Origin of the sequence: Beggiatoa leptomitoformis (genome assembly GCF_001305575.3) — a bacterium.
Lineage (GTDB): Bacteria > Pseudomonadota > Gammaproteobacteria > Beggiatoales > Beggiatoaceae > Beggiatoa > Beggiatoa leptomitoformis.
The window spans coordinates 455,679-471,539 of the sequence record NZ_CP012373.2 but is presented as its reverse complement, the minus strand read 5'-3'; the positions used below and the strand labels follow the sequence as shown (position 1 = coordinate 471,539).

13 protein-coding genes are annotated in these 15,861 nt (G+C 38.7%); 6 read left to right on the top strand and 7 right to left on the bottom strand.

Annotated features, from left to right (window positions below; all coding sequences use genetic code 11):
- Positions 1 to 59 precede the first annotated feature (59 nt).
- A complete protein-coding gene (locus tag AL038_RS02015; RefSeq protein ID WP_062148260.1) occupies positions 60 to 1,040 on the top strand; it encodes a tetratricopeptide repeat protein in 981 nt (326 codons plus the stop codon).
- Positions 1,041 to 1,101: 61 nt separating this feature from the next.
- Here AL038_RS02015 and AL038_RS02010 read toward each other — a convergent pair whose 3' ends face one another.
- On the bottom strand, positions 1,102 to 1,647 hold the full coding sequence (locus AL038_RS02010) for a cob(I)yrinic acid a,c-diamide adenosyltransferase (protein WP_062148256.1): 546 nt from the start codon (positions 1,645 to 1,647) through the stop codon (positions 1,102 to 1,104).
- A gap of 82 nt (positions 1,648 to 1,729) precedes the next feature.
- Between AL038_RS02010 and AL038_RS02005 the strand changes: the two genes are divergently transcribed.
- A complete protein-coding gene (locus AL038_RS02005) occupies positions 1,730 to 1,933 on the top strand; it encodes a hypothetical protein (protein ID WP_062148253.1) in 204 nt (67 codons plus the stop codon).
- Positions 1,934 to 2,023: 90 nt separating this feature from the next.
- On the opposite strand, the gene AL038_RS02000 is transcribed toward AL038_RS02005, so the two are convergent.
- The 4 genes from AL038_RS02000 to ftsE all read right to left on the bottom strand — a co-directional run bounded on the left by AL038_RS02000 (position 2,024) and on the right by ftsE (position 7,476).
- The gene (locus AL038_RS02000; protein WP_062148250.1) at positions 2,024 to 4,657 is read right to left on the bottom strand and encodes a S8 family serine peptidase; all 2,634 of its coding nucleotides are present in this window, start codon (positions 4,655 to 4,657) and stop codon (positions 2,024 to 2,026) included.
- An 89-nt stretch (positions 4,658 to 4,746) separates the two neighbouring features.
- Positions 4,747 to 5,361 (bottom strand): adenylyl-sulfate kinase, encoded by a 615-nt coding sequence (gene cysC / locus AL038_RS01995; RefSeq protein ID WP_062148247.1) that lies wholly within the window; start codon positions 5,359 to 5,361, stop codon positions 4,747 to 4,749.
- Positions 5,362 to 5,715: 354 nt separating this feature from the next.
- On the bottom strand, positions 5,716 to 6,606 hold the full coding sequence (ispA, locus tag AL038_RS01990; RefSeq protein ID WP_062148244.1) for a (2E,6E)-farnesyl diphosphate synthase: 891 nt from the start codon (positions 6,604 to 6,606) through the stop codon (positions 5,716 to 5,718).
- A gap of 186 nt (positions 6,607 to 6,792) precedes the next feature.
- Positions 6,793 to 7,476 (bottom strand): cell division ATP-binding protein FtsE, encoded by a 684-nt coding sequence (ftsE, locus tag AL038_RS01985; RefSeq protein ID WP_062148241.1) that lies wholly within the window; start codon positions 7,474 to 7,476, stop codon positions 6,793 to 6,795.
- A gap of 210 nt (positions 7,477 to 7,686) precedes the next feature.
- On the opposite strand from ftsE, the gene AL038_RS01980 reads away from it, so the two are divergent.
- Positions 7,687 to 8,163, top strand: coding sequence for a DUF2939 domain-containing protein (locus AL038_RS01980; protein WP_062148239.1), 477 nt, complete (start codon positions 7,687 to 7,689; stop codon positions 8,161 to 8,163).
- 53 nt (positions 8,164 to 8,216) lie between these two features.
- Here AL038_RS01980 and mtoX read toward each other — a convergent pair whose 3' ends face one another.
- Positions 8,217 to 9,599 carry a methanethiol oxidase gene (gene mtoX, locus AL038_RS01975; RefSeq protein ID WP_062148236.1) on the bottom strand — a complete coding sequence of 461 codons (1,383 nt, stop codon included), beginning with the start codon at positions 9,597 to 9,599 and terminating at the stop codon, positions 8,217 to 8,219.
- Between the two features lie 158 nt (positions 9,600 to 9,757).
- The gene (locus AL038_RS01970; RefSeq protein ID WP_062148233.1) at positions 9,758 to 11,974 is read right to left on the bottom strand and encodes an ATP-binding protein; all 2,217 of its coding nucleotides are present in this window, start codon (positions 11,972 to 11,974) and stop codon (positions 9,758 to 9,760) included.
- Between the two features lie 579 nt (positions 11,975 to 12,553).
- Here AL038_RS01970 and AL038_RS01965 point away from each other — a divergent pair.
- The 3 genes from AL038_RS01965 (at position 12,554) to AL038_RS01955 (ending at position 15,734) form a co-directional block, all read left to right on the top strand.
- Positions 12,554 to 13,147: a slr1658 family protein gene (locus AL038_RS01965; RefSeq protein ID WP_062148230.1), complete on the top strand. Its 594-nt coding sequence runs from the start codon at positions 12,554 to 12,556 to the stop codon at positions 13,145 to 13,147.
- Positions 13,148 to 13,198: 51 nt separating this feature from the next.
- A complete protein-coding gene (locus AL038_RS01960; protein ID WP_062148227.1) occupies positions 13,199 to 13,543 on the top strand; it encodes a slr1659 superfamily regulator in 345 nt (114 codons plus the stop codon).
- Positions 13,544 to 13,658: 115 nt separating this feature from the next.
- The gene (locus AL038_RS01955) at positions 13,659 to 15,734 is read left to right on the top strand and encodes a putative bifunctional diguanylate cyclase/phosphodiesterase (protein ID WP_161575413.1); all 2,076 of its coding nucleotides are present in this window, start codon (positions 13,659 to 13,661) and stop codon (positions 15,732 to 15,734) included.
- Positions 15,735 to 15,861 lie beyond the last annotated feature (127 nt).

The window sequence follows — 15,861 nt, the reverse complement described above, 5'->3', positions numbered from 1 at the left end:
TTGCAATAACTGCCTTAATGGTAAAAAGGATTATTTCACTATTCCATTGAGGCATTATCTTGAAAGGCTTAAAAATCTTTAGTTTATGGTTAGTTCCTTGTTTTGTGTTAGCAAACACTGGCGAGGAATTAACCGCCTTAGCACGTCAAGCCGTTAACCAACAAGCCTACACGAGGGCAGAAACCTATTATCAACAAGCACTGAATCTTTATGCTCAACAAGCTGATAGCCAAGCACAACAAATTGAGGTGTTGTTGCAACTTGCCGTTTTAGCCTATCAACAAGGGCAATATACGCAAGCAACACCTTTATTAAAACAAGGCTTAACTTTGTGTGAAACAACGATTTCTGATACGGATAATTGTTTGTCTATTCTGCACAATTTAGGCGCGGCGTATCAGGCACAAGATGATTTTTCTGCCGCAGAACCCTTTTATAGCCGTTTATTATCCGCACAAGAAGCAAGATATGGTGTGCAATCTGTTGAATTGGTTTCAACATTAAGTGCTTTAGCCGTTCTGTATTATCAGCAAGGACGTTACCCCGAAGCGCGCACGGCTTATCAACACGCAATACAATTACAAATAAAACAAGGTGATACTCGTGCATTACTGCCATTATTGGAGGCATTAGCCGAGTTGCAATTTACACGCTTTCATGATTTAAACGCAGCAAAAACATTGTATGAACAGATTTTATTGTTGCGTGATTCTCAGCAGGGGAGCCTTGAATTAGCCGATGTTTTAAATTTATTAGGCTTGATTCATTTTCAACAAGCGGACTATTCGCGTGCTGAATTGTTTTATCAACGGGCATTAGCCTTGCGCGAAAAATTATTAGGCGCGGAACATCCTGATGTTGCGGTGAGTTTGAATAATTTAGCTAAGTTGTACATGATGCAAGCAAATTATATTCAGGCAAAACCTTTGTATGAACGGGCCATTCAAATTTTAGAAAAACAAGCGATTCCAAATAATCCGATTTTACGCAAGGTGCAGGAAAATTTAGCCCTCTTAATCACGCAAATAAACAAGAAATAGTTTGCATGGCTGTTTCTCTAAGTTCGCACAAGCTATTTTATGGCTACTCTTTTTGTGCTAGTTATCGTTCTCGTTGCCACAATACTTCTGTTCCGCCATTGATTCTTGACAAAACTCTAGCTAATACAAAGAGTAAATCGGATAAACGATTTAGATATTTTAAACCTTCGGGGTTAATCTTTACTTCACGGATTAAACTGACAACCCGTCTTTCTGCGCGTCGGCAAACTGTGCGGGCGAAATGACAGGTAGCAGTCGCCGCCGTGCCACTCGGGAGGATAAAGTTTTTTAGTGGCGGTAAATCTGCATTAAATTCATCAAGAATATTTTCTAAACGGGTAACATGGGCAGCGGTGATAATTTGATAGTTAGGCATACATAATTCGCCGCCCAAATCAAATAAGTCATGTTGAATATTGATTAAACAGTCATTAATTTTTATTGGTAATTCGTGCGCCAATAACATACCAATAACGCTGTTTAATTCGTCCACCGTACCGTAGGCTTCTACCCATAGCGAGTCTTTATCGATTCGTGTCCCATCGCCTAAGCCTGTTTCGCCTGCATCACCTGTACGGGTGTAAATTTTTGATAATCGATAGCCCATCTTGATTGTCTCCGCACATCATTATTTGTTAAGTGGAATTTATGGCTGGTATAGTAACCGTATTTTAAAAAGAGAATAAGAAATGACCTATTCAACAGATTTCCGTAAAAAAGTATTGCTCGTTACCAAGTTTCACTTGGTAATGCCTATTCGCCAAGCTCCGCTTGGCGGGTACTTGAACGCCCCACGCTTGAGTCCGCTTGTACTCGGCAAGCAGAGCTTGGTAACGAGCAAAATGGAATTTATGGCTGGTAGCTTGCTGAATGATGATGATTTATTGCATTGAAAGATAAAAAATTGATAGTGCTAAAGAAACAGAGGGCTAACCGTTTCATCAATGGTTAGCCCTTTTTTATGATTACCAACAGATTGTAGATTATTCAGCTACTTCACGATAATCTTTTAATAACGCATAACCTTGTTGTGGAACGACAATATTGTTATCAATCTCTACGTTATCGGTCACATTGCTAAGACTTGCGGCGATAATGTTGAATTCAATATTAAAGCCCGTTGCAAAGTCTAATTGACTACGATTGCCTGTCACATCAAATTCTGTAGGATTAGTACGGGTTAGATAAGCACCGCAGGCTTCACCGGGTTCACAAATAAAACCATCGTTATCAATATCCGCCCCTGCCACAATAATGTAGTTATCGGATTGTACGTTAGTAAATCGGTAAGTATAAACACCACCCGAGATATTGACGCGGTCTTCTTTTATCGTTGTCAAGGTGTCTGGGTCTATTAATAACACATAGTGATGTCCTGCTGTCGCGCTCGTGGATGCACTTTGGCTGGCAACCTGCATAATCACAGGAATACTAAGTGTATTTGTGCTACTTTTAACGGTAATCGTTGCAGAATAAGTCCCCGCAGATAATCCTGAACGACTGATAGTAACGGTATAGTTGCCTAATCCACTGCTATCTACACTAGAACGGGCAACGGATAAAAAGCCGCCTGAGTCATTACTGATGCTGGAAACGGTTAATGCGCGTGTTCCACCATTGCTTAGGGTTAAGGTGGTGGATGATTCGCTTAGCCCAAAGTTTAGGGAACGCGGGCTAGCAACCAATTCAGCACTAACTTCTGTACTGCCGTTGTTAGCGGCGGCAAGTGCGGCAGAAACCGCTTTTTGGGCGTTGATAAGTCCATAACCAAAGCTATCATCCCGTCCAACAGTGCCTATGTCATCCGTTATCTTGCCAGTACTGATTAAGGTATCCAGACTTTGTGGGGTTAAACCAGAATTAGCGGCTTTCATGAGTGCAATAACCCCAGAGACATGCGGGGATGCCATAGAAGTACCACTAGAGTAGCCGTAGGAATATTGAATGTTGTTACTGCCTGAGCGGTCATCCCCAACGGTGCTAAGTATCATATCGGGATTTCCATCCCCATCTACGTCAGAAGTGCTATCACCACCGGGCGCGGCAAGGTCTATTGTTGAGCCATAATTGGAATAAGAGGCAAGACGTTTGTTAATATCTACCGCACTAACTGAGATAACCCCCGTTAAGGCGGCAGGATAACTCGGTGAGCTGGTTGATTCATTACCCGCAGCAGCGACCACAATTACGCCTGCATTTCGTGCAGCAGTCACGGCTTGTTGAAAGCCTGAAGAAATACGTCGTCCCCCTAAACTGAGATTCATAATATCTGCGCGTTTTTGTGGCACTGTGCCTGAATCGTTGGATAATCCCGCCGCATAACGAACTGCTTGTTCTGCATCATATTCTTTACCAACTCCCCCACGTCCTAAGACCCGTAATGGCATAATGCGAGTTTGCCAACCAACTCCCGAAACCCCTGTGCCGTTGTTGGTATTAGCCGCAATCGTGCCTGCAACATGACTGCCATGAAAGCTACTACCGCCCGTAATGCTATCACCTACATCGTTTGGATTAGAATCAATGCCATCGCCATCTCCTGCAACGGTACGGTCAGCAATAAAATCATAGCCTTGAGTGATTTTGTCGCGCAATTCAGGGTGATTAACCAGCACACCCGTATCAATGACCGCAACAATCACGTTACTACTCCCTGTGGTAATGTCCCATGCTTGTGACAGATTAATCATGTCATAGTGCCATTGTAGGTTGTAGTAGGTATCGTTTGGAACGCGATAACTTTGTAGATAATAATTAGGGGTCGCTTCACTAACATTGGCTTGGCGGCGTAATTCTTTAATCCGCATTAAGGTTGCGTACTTATTGCGTGCTTCATCATCAGCAAATGACATATCGGTACTGTTGGCTTGTACTGATAAGCTATCAGGCTCAAAGCTAAATAACATGCGCCGACTCGCATCTGTATTTTCGGTGTATGCCCCTAAGCGATATAAGGTACTTTGCGCTTGTAACCCATTTTCTTCATCCAGTTTAACAATCGCTTCTCCTGTCGCAAAATCATCACTTAATATCAGCGCGTTTGTTTCTGCACTGGCTGGCACGATGGTGCTTAAATTTTGGCTAATATTCAGGATATAGGGTGATGCACCTGCATTCGCGACCACTTGAATGTAATAACGTCCATTTGCACGGACTTTTAAACTTTCGGTTTTTGTCGCCTCACCTAATGAAGCATCATAAACTTGTCCATTAACATCCAACAGATACAAATCTAAATCGTTACTGCTAACGTCGGATTCGCCAATAAACAAGTTAATAACCTGCCCTGTGCGTAAATCAACTTGATAAGTATCAATCGTATCGCCGCTAGTTTTACTACGCCCTGCACTGCCTGCACCTGCAACATTGACATATCCGCCTAAAATCACAGGGTTAGTAATGCTTTGCGCTGTTTGTACAGTATTATTAGAAACTGCCGTTGGTGCATTTACATCATTGACATCACTATCATTTGCAGTATTCGCACTAACCGTAATCCGCCCTGTTATGGTGTAACCTGTGGTAGTGCTTGAAGTACTAGAAGCCGTGTCTTCATTACAAGCACTGATGTTAAATAGAATACATGAGAAAAAAAGATAAATTATTTTCCGTTTCATAAATAAACCAACTATTAGAGAAAAAGTTCTGTTCAGTGTAGCGCAAACACTCTAAAAATAGACATCGTATTCAACAAAACTGCCTATTTTTAGGTATCTTGATAAACACCACGTTGTTTTAAAAACTGTAAAACTTGTTCAACACATATATCTAATGGTTGCGTTGCCGTGTTCACAACCAACTCGGGCTGTTCTGGTTGTTCATAAGGCGAAGAAATACCCGTAAAATCCTTGATTTCTCCCTGTCTAGCACGACGATATAAACCTTTTACGTCCCGTTCTTCACAAATAGTGATAGGACAATCACAATAAATTTCGACAAAATCCTTGCCTAACAAAGAACGTGCGCGATCGCGGTCAGTACGAAAGGGCGAAATAAAAGCGGTTAAAACAATCACGCCTGCTTCAACAAACAATTTTGAAACCTCACCAACACGCCGAATATTTTCAACGCGACTTTCCGCAGAAAACCCTAAATCCCTACATAATCCATGTCTGACATTATCGCCATCTAAAACAAAAGTGTGATACCCCAATTGATACAATTTCTCTTCAACCGCATGTGCTAACGTGGATTTGCCAGCACCTGATAACCCTGTAAACCAAAGGACTGTGCTGTGATGTTTATTCAATGTTGCACGACGTTGACGAGTGACAGTTGCCGCGTGCCACACAATATTTATGTGTTTATTTGAGTCATTCATGAAAAACCCCTTGTTAAATTTATTTTTTACAGGATGTTACACTGTTTAACCGTTAGCCATTTCTAATATGAAAGGTTTTCATTATAACGATTTGAGGGATTAATCTATATTTTCGCGGGAAAATTTATTGCGGTTATTTGCAAAAATCAAAAAGGCGTTAGTAAGTTTTATTTTTTTAATTTTTGCGCGAGATTTATAAAGCAGAGACTGGGGATAACTAGTTATTTAGTTTTTTGTGCTTAACTGTTTTTATGCCGTAACTATAGATAGTTATCTTATATTTTTCTGGAATCAAAATTTTCAGGATTAACAAAATTGCCATGCCGAAAATTTTGTTAATCCCAATTTAGATAATTAATACGCGCGTTTAATAATGTATTCAGCTAATTCACGCAGAGGCTCGGCTTGATTATCAAAGTCGTGCAATGCTTGAATTGCTTGCGCAACTAAATCAGTTGCCATCTGTTTTGCACCTTGTAAACCAACGATACTGGGATAAGTTGGCTTATTGAGTGCGTTATCTGCACCTTGTTTCTTGCCTAATGTTTCAGTGCTGGCTTCCACATCAAGTATATCATCTTGTATTTGAAAGGCTAAACCGATACATTTTGCATAACGGTCTAGTTGCTCAAACCTATTTTCTGTAAAATCTGCACTGGCTAATGCCCCTAGTTTTACACTTGCACGTATTAATGCCCCTGTTTTATGAATGTGCATATTTTCTAATTCTGCTACATTTAAAGTGTTGCCAACGGCTTCCATATCAATCATTTGCCCACCAACCATCCCGCGTGAACCACTTGCAAGACTTAATGTTTCTATCATTGCTAAACGCTGTGTTGGGGTAAGGCTTGCTGAGGGGTCTTGTGTCAATAAATGAAACGCATGGGCTTGTAAGGCATCTCCTGCCAAAATGGCGGTTGCTTCGTCAAAGGCCTTATGACATGTCGGTTTGCCACGACGTAAATCATCGTCATCCATTGCGGGTAAATCATCATGTACAAGCGAATAGGCGTGAATACATTCAACAGCGCAAGCAGGAATATCTAAAATATCAGGATTAACATTTAAGGCTTTTCCTGTGAGATAAACTAAGAGCGGACGCACACGTTTACCGCCATTTAATACGGCATAGTGCATTGCTTCATGTAAGCGGGTAGGTAGAATTGTGGCTGGAGGTAAGTGTTGAATTAAGGCTTGATTAATTCGCTGTTGATATAAAGACATCATTTCTTGTAACGCCATAGAATCACTCTTATATTTTTGTTAGCGAGGCAGGGTTTTCTGCACAATAATGCAGATATATTGGTTATTTTGATTTCGGATAGTGCTTGTATTTATTCTTAAATCTTTTTGATAAAAAAATAAACTGTAAACAGACTACTTGTAACGCCACTGATAGCGATAGTAACTAAAGCCTGTCTAAATCGATTATGTTCGTTTGTTAGGGGTTGGTTTTAAATCGCTAATTAACGCGCCCTCTTGTAAAACTAAGGTGCGACATCCCATGCGTTTAATCAATCCTAATGCGTGAGAAGCGATTAAAACTGTTACTCCTACTTGATTAAATTGTGAGAATAAATCCATTGTTTCTTCTGCTAAGGCAGGGTCAAGATTACCTGTTGGTTCGTCTGCTAGTAAGATTGAGGGTTTATTAACCACTGCACGGGCAATACCGACACGTTGCTGTTGTCCGCCAGATAAAGTAATCGGGTAGCTTTTTTCATAATTTAATAATCCAACTTTATCCAATGCTGCACGCACACGTCGGCGAATTTCTTGGTGGCGAAAACCACCAATAACGAGCGGTAACGCTATATTATCAAATACGGTGCGGTCAAATAATAGTCGGTGTTCCTGAAACGTCATGCCTATATCACGGCGTAAAAAGGGAATGCGATTATCTGCTAACCGTCCTAGATGTTGTCCATTAACAATGACTTGACCGCCTGTACTACGTTCAATCAGGGCGATGAGGCGTAGTAACGTGCTTTTGCCCGCACCTGAATGTCCTGTTAAAAAAGCCATTTCGCCTTTATCTAAATGAAAACTAACTTTTTTTAAGGCTTCATAGCCCGTTGCATATCGTTTATGGACTTCAGAAAATGTAATCATGGTTATGGATATAACGCCAAATAGAGAACAAACAGTATAGCGTTTAACAGAGAAAATGGGATAATTGACTGAGATTGTGTATTTTTACACTTAAATCATAAGCACTTAATTTTGGATATTTTAAATTAGGGTACAATGCGACGTTATGATGCAATGCCGTATTAAGCGGGTTGTTTTGATTTTCTTTTCATTTCAATAATAGGAATAACGATGAGATTCTTAAGTTTTTTATTTTTTTTAGCCGTGGTTGCCTTCGTCGGTATGCCGTATTACACGGTGTACAAACTTGATAATGCGTTAACCGCTAATAGTCAGACTGATTTGAGTAATATGGTTGATTTAGAAGCCGTAAAAAAGACGTACCAACAAACGGCAACAACATCACTTGGAATAGAAAAGCTGGCAAATCAATCTATTGAGACAGGAAGCCCATTAGGCAACTTGGTTGTCGAACAGTTAAAGCAGTTAGGACAAAACGCGCTACAGGAAACGGTTGATTTAAATTGGGTGCGTAATCATTTGTTGGAAGCAACAACAAATCAGAAAATCATGAGTACCATGAATTTTGCGTTTTTTGAATCTCCTACACGTTTTGTCGTGCGGATTCGTGAATTGGGTAATAACCCTGTATTTGTGGTGATGACCTTACAAGATTGGTCATGGCGGATTACGGGATTGTATTTCTAAATAGTGTTTTAATCCTAGTAGGTTATTTAAACCTACTAGGCTGTTTTTCCTAGTTACTTAATAACGGTTTGTGCAATATTTGCCGTAGATTGTTGGCGATATTCAGGATACAAACTGTATGCCCCAAAACGCATTTGATGCGCCCGTCCTAATTTTTCTTTGTAAAAATCGACTGTCCATTGGTGGGCTAACTCTTTGCCATCCCATTGATACAGTTTTACATATTGCTCATCATCTTCGCCTTTCTTATCCCAATTGGCTAATAGCGAGCTGCTAAAGTAAATCCGTTTCCCATCCCAGCTAGAAGAGACCATATTGATTTGTTTGCCGATAACCTTTTCATAAATCTGTTTGGGATTATGCGGGTCGCTGATGTCAAACGCACGGGCTTTACCGTCCATAAACGTATCAACCCATAAAATTTTATCATCTGCACTGATAGAAATATCTACAGGTAAGGGGACTTTGCTAGGCTCACCGATGTCTGCAACCGCTTTTGCTTGCCACGTATGAGTGGTTTGGTCTTCATAAATCAGCCAAATTTTAGAGGTCAATGCCGTTGTGGTATAGGCATAGTAATTTTGCGCACCCCATGCAAAGCGAATTTCTAATGGTGCGCCGGGTACGTCTAGTATTTGTTTGGGTTGCCGTGTGTGTGAATCCCAAACAACAACGGTATTGCCAAAATGTTTCATGGCTTCAGGGTCTGCCAACATTTTGCCAAAGTCCATCATGTAATTTGACCAACCTGTGAATGAGGAGGTCAACGTTACATTACGGCTAATCAATGAGCGTAAGTCATAGTTATAACCATCTGCATATTCGCCCATTTTTTGAGCGTTGCGCAGATTTTCATTTGTTGGCATCCAATGTGTTGTAATAAATTCGCCTTCATTGCTGTATTCGGCAAATCCTGTGCGCCCACTGTGGTCTTTATTATTAGATAGTGCCGTAATAAGCATCCGTCCCGGATAGGCATAAAATGTGTGAGGCCCCACCAGCCCTCCCGTTTTTTCTACAAAGTTATCAATAACCTTGTGTAAACGTGGTTTTGCTGGGTCGGTATGTACGTCAAAAATAAAAATTTTGCTGGTGTCTAAGCCACCTGTCCATAAATATTGACGGTCATCGGTAAAATCAGAGTGATGCGCTTCATTACGCCCCCCCACAGAAAGACTATGAATAACTTTACCGTAGTTAGGGGATTTAGGATTAACATCGAGTGTGACTAACTTATCTTGTTCATCACCCATGCCAACGACACCTAATGTCCAAACATAAACAAAATCTTCTTGTCCAACAATCTTTGCCATGTAAGGTGATAAGCAGGTTTCATCCGCCTGTGCAGGTGGTGATGCAAGAAAAGTACTTATACTGAGGCTGATAGCCGTCAGTGTTATTAGCAGTATTTTACGTTGAAATACAGGAATATACATTACTTATTTCTCCTTGTGTGGGTGGTATCAACAATGAACGTCACTCAAAAACAAGTTACGTTACTGTGATTTTTATTATGAAAACAATATTTTTTTGTTATTTTAGTCGGTCATCATGGTTATAAGTAGTGAAGAATCCATACACTTGTTCATCCTCATTATGATTTTTGATTTAAATAAGGAGCAAGTAAATGACAGATTTCCTCAACCTGAAAGTTGTTTGTCAGCCCTTTAATTTTTTCTATAAAAATAGAAACTTGTGGGTCATTTTTATCAATACGTTCTAACTGTTTATTTATACCATTAATATCCCCCATCATGGCTAAATCATACAGAATATCCAATTGCGATGTAGGTAAATAGGGGATAAGAATTTCATTGTCACTTTCATATTGCATAGACCCTTTGGTTGCATCGCTCGCATAAATCCATGTTAGGTTAAGTAATTGCTGCAACGCGGATAAAAGTTCTTCTTGTTGAATAGGTTTTGTAATAAAGCGGTTGCAACCTGCAATGCGGCTTTCTTCTTGATGATGCTCAAATACACCTGATGAGGTAGCAATAACTGGAATATCACATAGATTTGAAAAAGAGCGTAAATGTCTAGTAAATTCAAACCCATCCATCAATGGCATGACTAAATCTGTTAGGATTAAATCGGGACGAATTTGTAAGGCTTGGGTTAAGCCTTCTTGCCCGTTGCTAGCCTCAAGGAGGGTAAAGCCTAATGGATTAAGTAAATTGTTTAAAATGGTACGATTTTTTTCTTTATCATCTATAATCAATAAAATATGTCGTTTACCTTCATAAGCAACTATTGCACCTTGTTTTCTTACTTCATCTTTTTTAAACTCAACCGCTATGGGTAATGTAACTGCAAACCAGAAAATACTCCCTTTACTCATTGTACTTTCCAGATGAATTTGTCCTCCCATGCGTTCGACAAGGCGTTTTGTAATAGATAATCCTAAGCCTGTTCCTGCAACTTTGCGAGTTACCTCACCTAATTGTTGAAAAGGAATAAAAATATTTTCTATATCATGTGGATGAATGCCAATACCTGTATCTTCAATTTGAAAACGGACTTTGTCTTCATATTCGCCGACTTTAAAAGTAACCCCGCCGCGTTCTGTAAATTTAATGGCATTACTCAATAAGTTAATCAAAATCTGTCTTAAACGAATCGCATCACCATGAACACCTAGTGATAATGTCGTCACAGGTTCATACAAAAAACTAATTCCTTTTTCTTTTGCACGAATTTGAAATAAATTCACTAATTCATATAAAAACTCGTGTAAGTTAAAATCAATTGGGTATAAATCTAGTTGATTTGCCTCAATTTTTGAAAGGTCTAAAATGTCATTAATGAGTGTGAGTAAGTATTCACCACTGCTATGAATGATATGAATACCTTCTATTTGTGGCTCAGTTAAATTTTTATCGCGTTGTAAAATTTGTGTATAACCTAAAATTCCATTAAGGGGTGTCCGTAATTCATGACTCATGTTTGCAAGAAAAGAACTTTTAGCACGATTGGCAGATTCTGCGGCAAGTCTTGCTTTTTCTGCGGCTTCTTTTGCTTCTAACAAGGCGGTTTCGGTTGTGTAACGATGTTGAATTTCATTAATCAATTGCTGATTGGTTGCTGTCAATTTTGTTACCATCGATAAGATTCCTTGTAAAATCATACCGATTTCATCATGACTGACTTTTGGGGCAGGCGTGTTTAAATCACCGCGTTCAATAGTTTTAAGGTATTGTAAAATAGCCTGTATTTTCTTAGTTGTTCCTCGTGTAGAAAGGTAAGATAATAATAAAACACCTGCAAAAATTAAAAAGCTGGTAATAACAACAAAATTTAAATAAATAGCTCTATCTTCAAATAGTTCTGCTTCTGTGATGGTGATAACAATAATCCAATCCCATTCGGCAAAGGTTTGAAATACCCCATAATACGGCTTATCTTTGTTACGATAATGTAAAACGCCTTGTTTATCCGCAATGAGTTGTTTTATATAAGGCGTGTCAAATTGACTACCAACAGGTAAATCAGGATGAAATACCACTGTGCCGTTTGAATTAAGAATATAAAAGTATCCTGTATCACCAACCCGAAAATATTTGTAACGGTCTAAAATTTCTTGTTGCACTTGTTGTACAGAGACAACATTCTCTGGCGATGTTGCATTTATTGAGCGTGTATAAGCAGAGTTTATATCCTGTTGAATAATAAAAAGGTCTTTTGCGATTAGCTTTTCGTTTAGTTCATAAATAATTTTATTAATGATGATATACCCCATAAAAATAATAGGGATACCTAATAACGTCAGCATGGTAAACATAAAGATGACAATTTTTTTTTGTATTTTCACAGGTTATCTCAAATTTTCTGATTAGTTGAGTGCTTACTTGGGTTTTACCATTATAAACCGTTACAAATCGTTATAACGGAAATATAAAACCATTTTCTACACAAAATAGCCGTACCAAATAAGGATAAAAATTATAATTTTTAATGAATTATATCAGCTCTCTATTTATTTAGAGAGGATTAGAGAGTTGTGATCTTTCGCCATATTTGAGTGGCTAAAGCAGTTTTAATTCTAACTTAGATTATTAATAAATAGGTGAGTTTTACGATAACATGCAAATTACCTAGCGCATTGTCAGTTTTATGTTTGATAGTGCCACAGTGACATAAAGCGGTTGGTGCGATGGTTTTATTGTTACGAAAAATATTTCCTGATAGTGTAGATTATTTGCCAAAAATCCAGAAATCAGTTATTTCATTCGTTTATTATGTCGGTGTGTAAGTTATATTCAGTGTAGGTGCATTTAAGTGCGTTAGGAAAATTAATAGACTATAAAGGTCTTTGTCATGAAAAATTGTTAGCATTTGCTAGCAGTCGTCAACAAAGGAATTCTGTGGTTTGATGGAGGTTAATTGAACGATGTCACAATTATTTGGTGATTTTAGCGATTTGGAGGAACATGCCGAATATTTAGTTATTGGCTTTTCCCCTACATCTATCCCTTTAAAACAACGCTGGCGAAATAATGGATTATCTGCTGATTTTATTGCAGATTATTTACAGACTTTTTTTGTCGGTGACCCAGAAAAGCGGGCAGCAAATAACAATAGCTATATTCCTGCAAAAAGCAAAAACGCAGTGAAATATATTGCTAATGAGTTATTGGAAAATGCCATGAAATTCAATAATGAAACAGCAAGTTTCCCGACAAAAATTGCTTTTCATCTGTTTAGTAGTAGATTGATTTTTCAAGTAGTTAATAGTGTGAACCCTGATGATGTTGAGCGATTTCAAGGTTTTATTAAACAATTGCTTAATGAAGACCCTCAGGAGTTATACATTCAACAAATGGAAGCGAATGCTAGTTCAGAAAACAGTAAAGGGCATTCTGGTTTAGGTTTCTTAAGTATGATTTGTGACTATTCTGCTAAATTAAGTTGGAAATTCGACGTTGTAGATGAAAACCCGCCAATTACCATTGTTACAACGCGAGTTGCATTAGACGTGTCTTAAGCCTGTTAGGGTTGAATTACGTTTTGTGGAATAACACTGTAGAGAAAAGTTATGCAAATAAAAACAGATGATTATGATATTGCTTTTGATACTGTAACGAATGTTATCACTTGTAAAGGGTCTTTATTATTGAGCGGTAGTGATGAATACGCGCCATTGCTTGATTTGATGAATAATGCGACTGAACAACCCATTGAGATGTTGACCCTAGACGTGAGAGCATTAGAATTTTTAAACAGTTCAGGGATTAATACGATGACAAAATTCGTTATTAATGTGCGAAATAAAAAGAGTTTACAGCTAACTGTTGTCGGCTACGAGCAAGTTCCTTGGCAAGTGCGGTTATTAAAGAATTTGCAACGTTTAATGCCCACACTGGTTTTGCAACTTGAGTAACTTGTTTATTGTTGTCATACAACTGATTAAGAAAGAATAACTTTTTAGTTTTGCGTGCTGACGACGATTAGATTTTTAAAGGCTGTTTGATGAGCAGTTTATCAAGGCTAATGAGATGCAAAATAAAACTAAATCAACTTTACTCTTAGAATTGAGGGAACTACATCAGCGTTTACGCAAGTTAGAAACAGAAAAAGATGACTTGCGTATTTCCCTTGAAACCAGCACCGAACATGGTGACCTCATTGAATACGAGCTTCTCAATCGCCTAGCAATATTTCGCCAACAGTTTGAGGCGTTAGAACAAGAAAAAAAAGATTTAGAACTTTCTTTACAAGTCGTCACTGAAACAACAGATTTATTTCAAAACGAATTGTTAGATGCACGTGATACGTTAGAAATTGAAGTACGACGACGTACAAGTGAGTTAGCTGAAAACAATCTAAAACTGCAAGCTGAAATTGCTGAACGCGAGCGCGCAGAAGCACAATTAAAACTCGCCGCCAGTGTCTTTCAAGCCAGTCGTGAGGGGATTGTTATTACAGATGCTAATTGTCATATTATTTTGATAAATGAAGCCTTTACAAAGTTGACGGGATATACAGAGTTTGAATGTTTAGGACGCAATCCCAATTTATTAAAATCGGGATTGCACGAGGAGTTTTTTTATCAAAACATGTGGGAGGCTATTGATACGCTGGGACACTGGGGGGGGGAGATTTGGAATCGTCGGAAAAATGTAGAGGTATTTTCTTGCTGGCTCAGTATCAGTGCGGTTAAAAGTGAAGGTCAACAAGTAACGCATTATATTGGGATTATGACGGATAACACCCATCAACGCTTATCTGAGCAGCGTATTTATCAATTATCTCATTATGATGCATTAACAACCCTACCCAACAGGGCTTTATTTCAAGACCGTTTGCAAGTTGCAATTAAGCGTGCGCATCGGGAAAATTACCGCCTCGCTCTCTTGTTCATTGATTTAGATAATTTTAAAGATGTAAATACTGCGTTTAGTCATCCTACAGGTGACCAATTATTACAAAATGTAGCACATCGTTTGTTAGCTTGTGTAAATGATGATAATGATGCGGTTGCACGTTTAGGCGGGGATGAATTTGTTGTTTTACTGGATAATCTAAAAAACGAACAAACTATATTGCAAAATGCAGCCGATATGGCAGATAGGTTGTTGCGCCAGTTGCAACGCCCTTTTTTATTAGAAGGTTTTGAAATCTTTATCAGTGCAACTATTGGTATTAGCTTATATCCCGAAGATGGCGATGATATTGACGAATTATTAAAACATGCAGATAACGCCATGTTTGAGGCAAAACAACAGGGGCGTAATAACTATCACTTTTACAGTAAACCCATGAATGTTGAAGCGCGTAAACGCTTAACTATGCAAAATGGTTTACGTCGTGCCTTAGAAAATGATGAGTTTTATTTGTGTTATCAACCGCAATTAGATGCAAAAACCCGTAGAGTTATCGGGGCAGAAGCCTTGATTCGTTGGCAACATCCACAGCTAGGCTTGATTTCACCAAATGATTTTATCCCGCTTGCGGAATCAACAGGGCTTATTATTCCTATTGGTGAATGGGCGTTGCGGATTGCGTGTGAACAGAATAAACGCTGGCAAAATGAAGGTTTACCGCCCATTCGGGTTGCGGTTAATTTATCTGTGCGACAGTTTTATCATCAAGGCTTATTGAGTAGCATTAATGCGGCGTTACAACAAAGCCATTTAGACCCACGTTGGCTAGAGCTAGAAATCACAGAAACCTTAGCCATGACCAGTGCAGACAAAACTCTAAAGAAAATCCAAGCCTTGCAAGATTTAGGGATTTCAATGGCAATTGATGATTTTGGAACGGGTTATTCTTCACTTAATTATCTGAAACAATTTTCATTAGATATTTTAAAGATTGATAAATCATTTATTGGAGATATTCATTCCACCAGTGGTAAAGCATTAATTTCAACCATTATTAATATGGCACATAGTTTGGGGATGCACGTAACGGCTGAAGGCGTGGAAACATTGGAACAGTTAGAAGAATTAGAGACCATGGCGTGTGAATATATACAGGGCTTTATATTCTACAAGCCTTTATTAAAAGAAGACATGCAACAATTATTAATACGAGAAAATAGCAAAATCGTTAATACGTTAAGTCAGTGAGTAGTAAAATAGCAAGCAATAAATGAGGATGAAAAGAACACTTTCCCCGTTGATAAAGCGGGATTTATCTTGAAAAAGCGTTAAATATTCTCGCCGCTAAGAAAGAGGAAATCTTTTTCATCCCCAT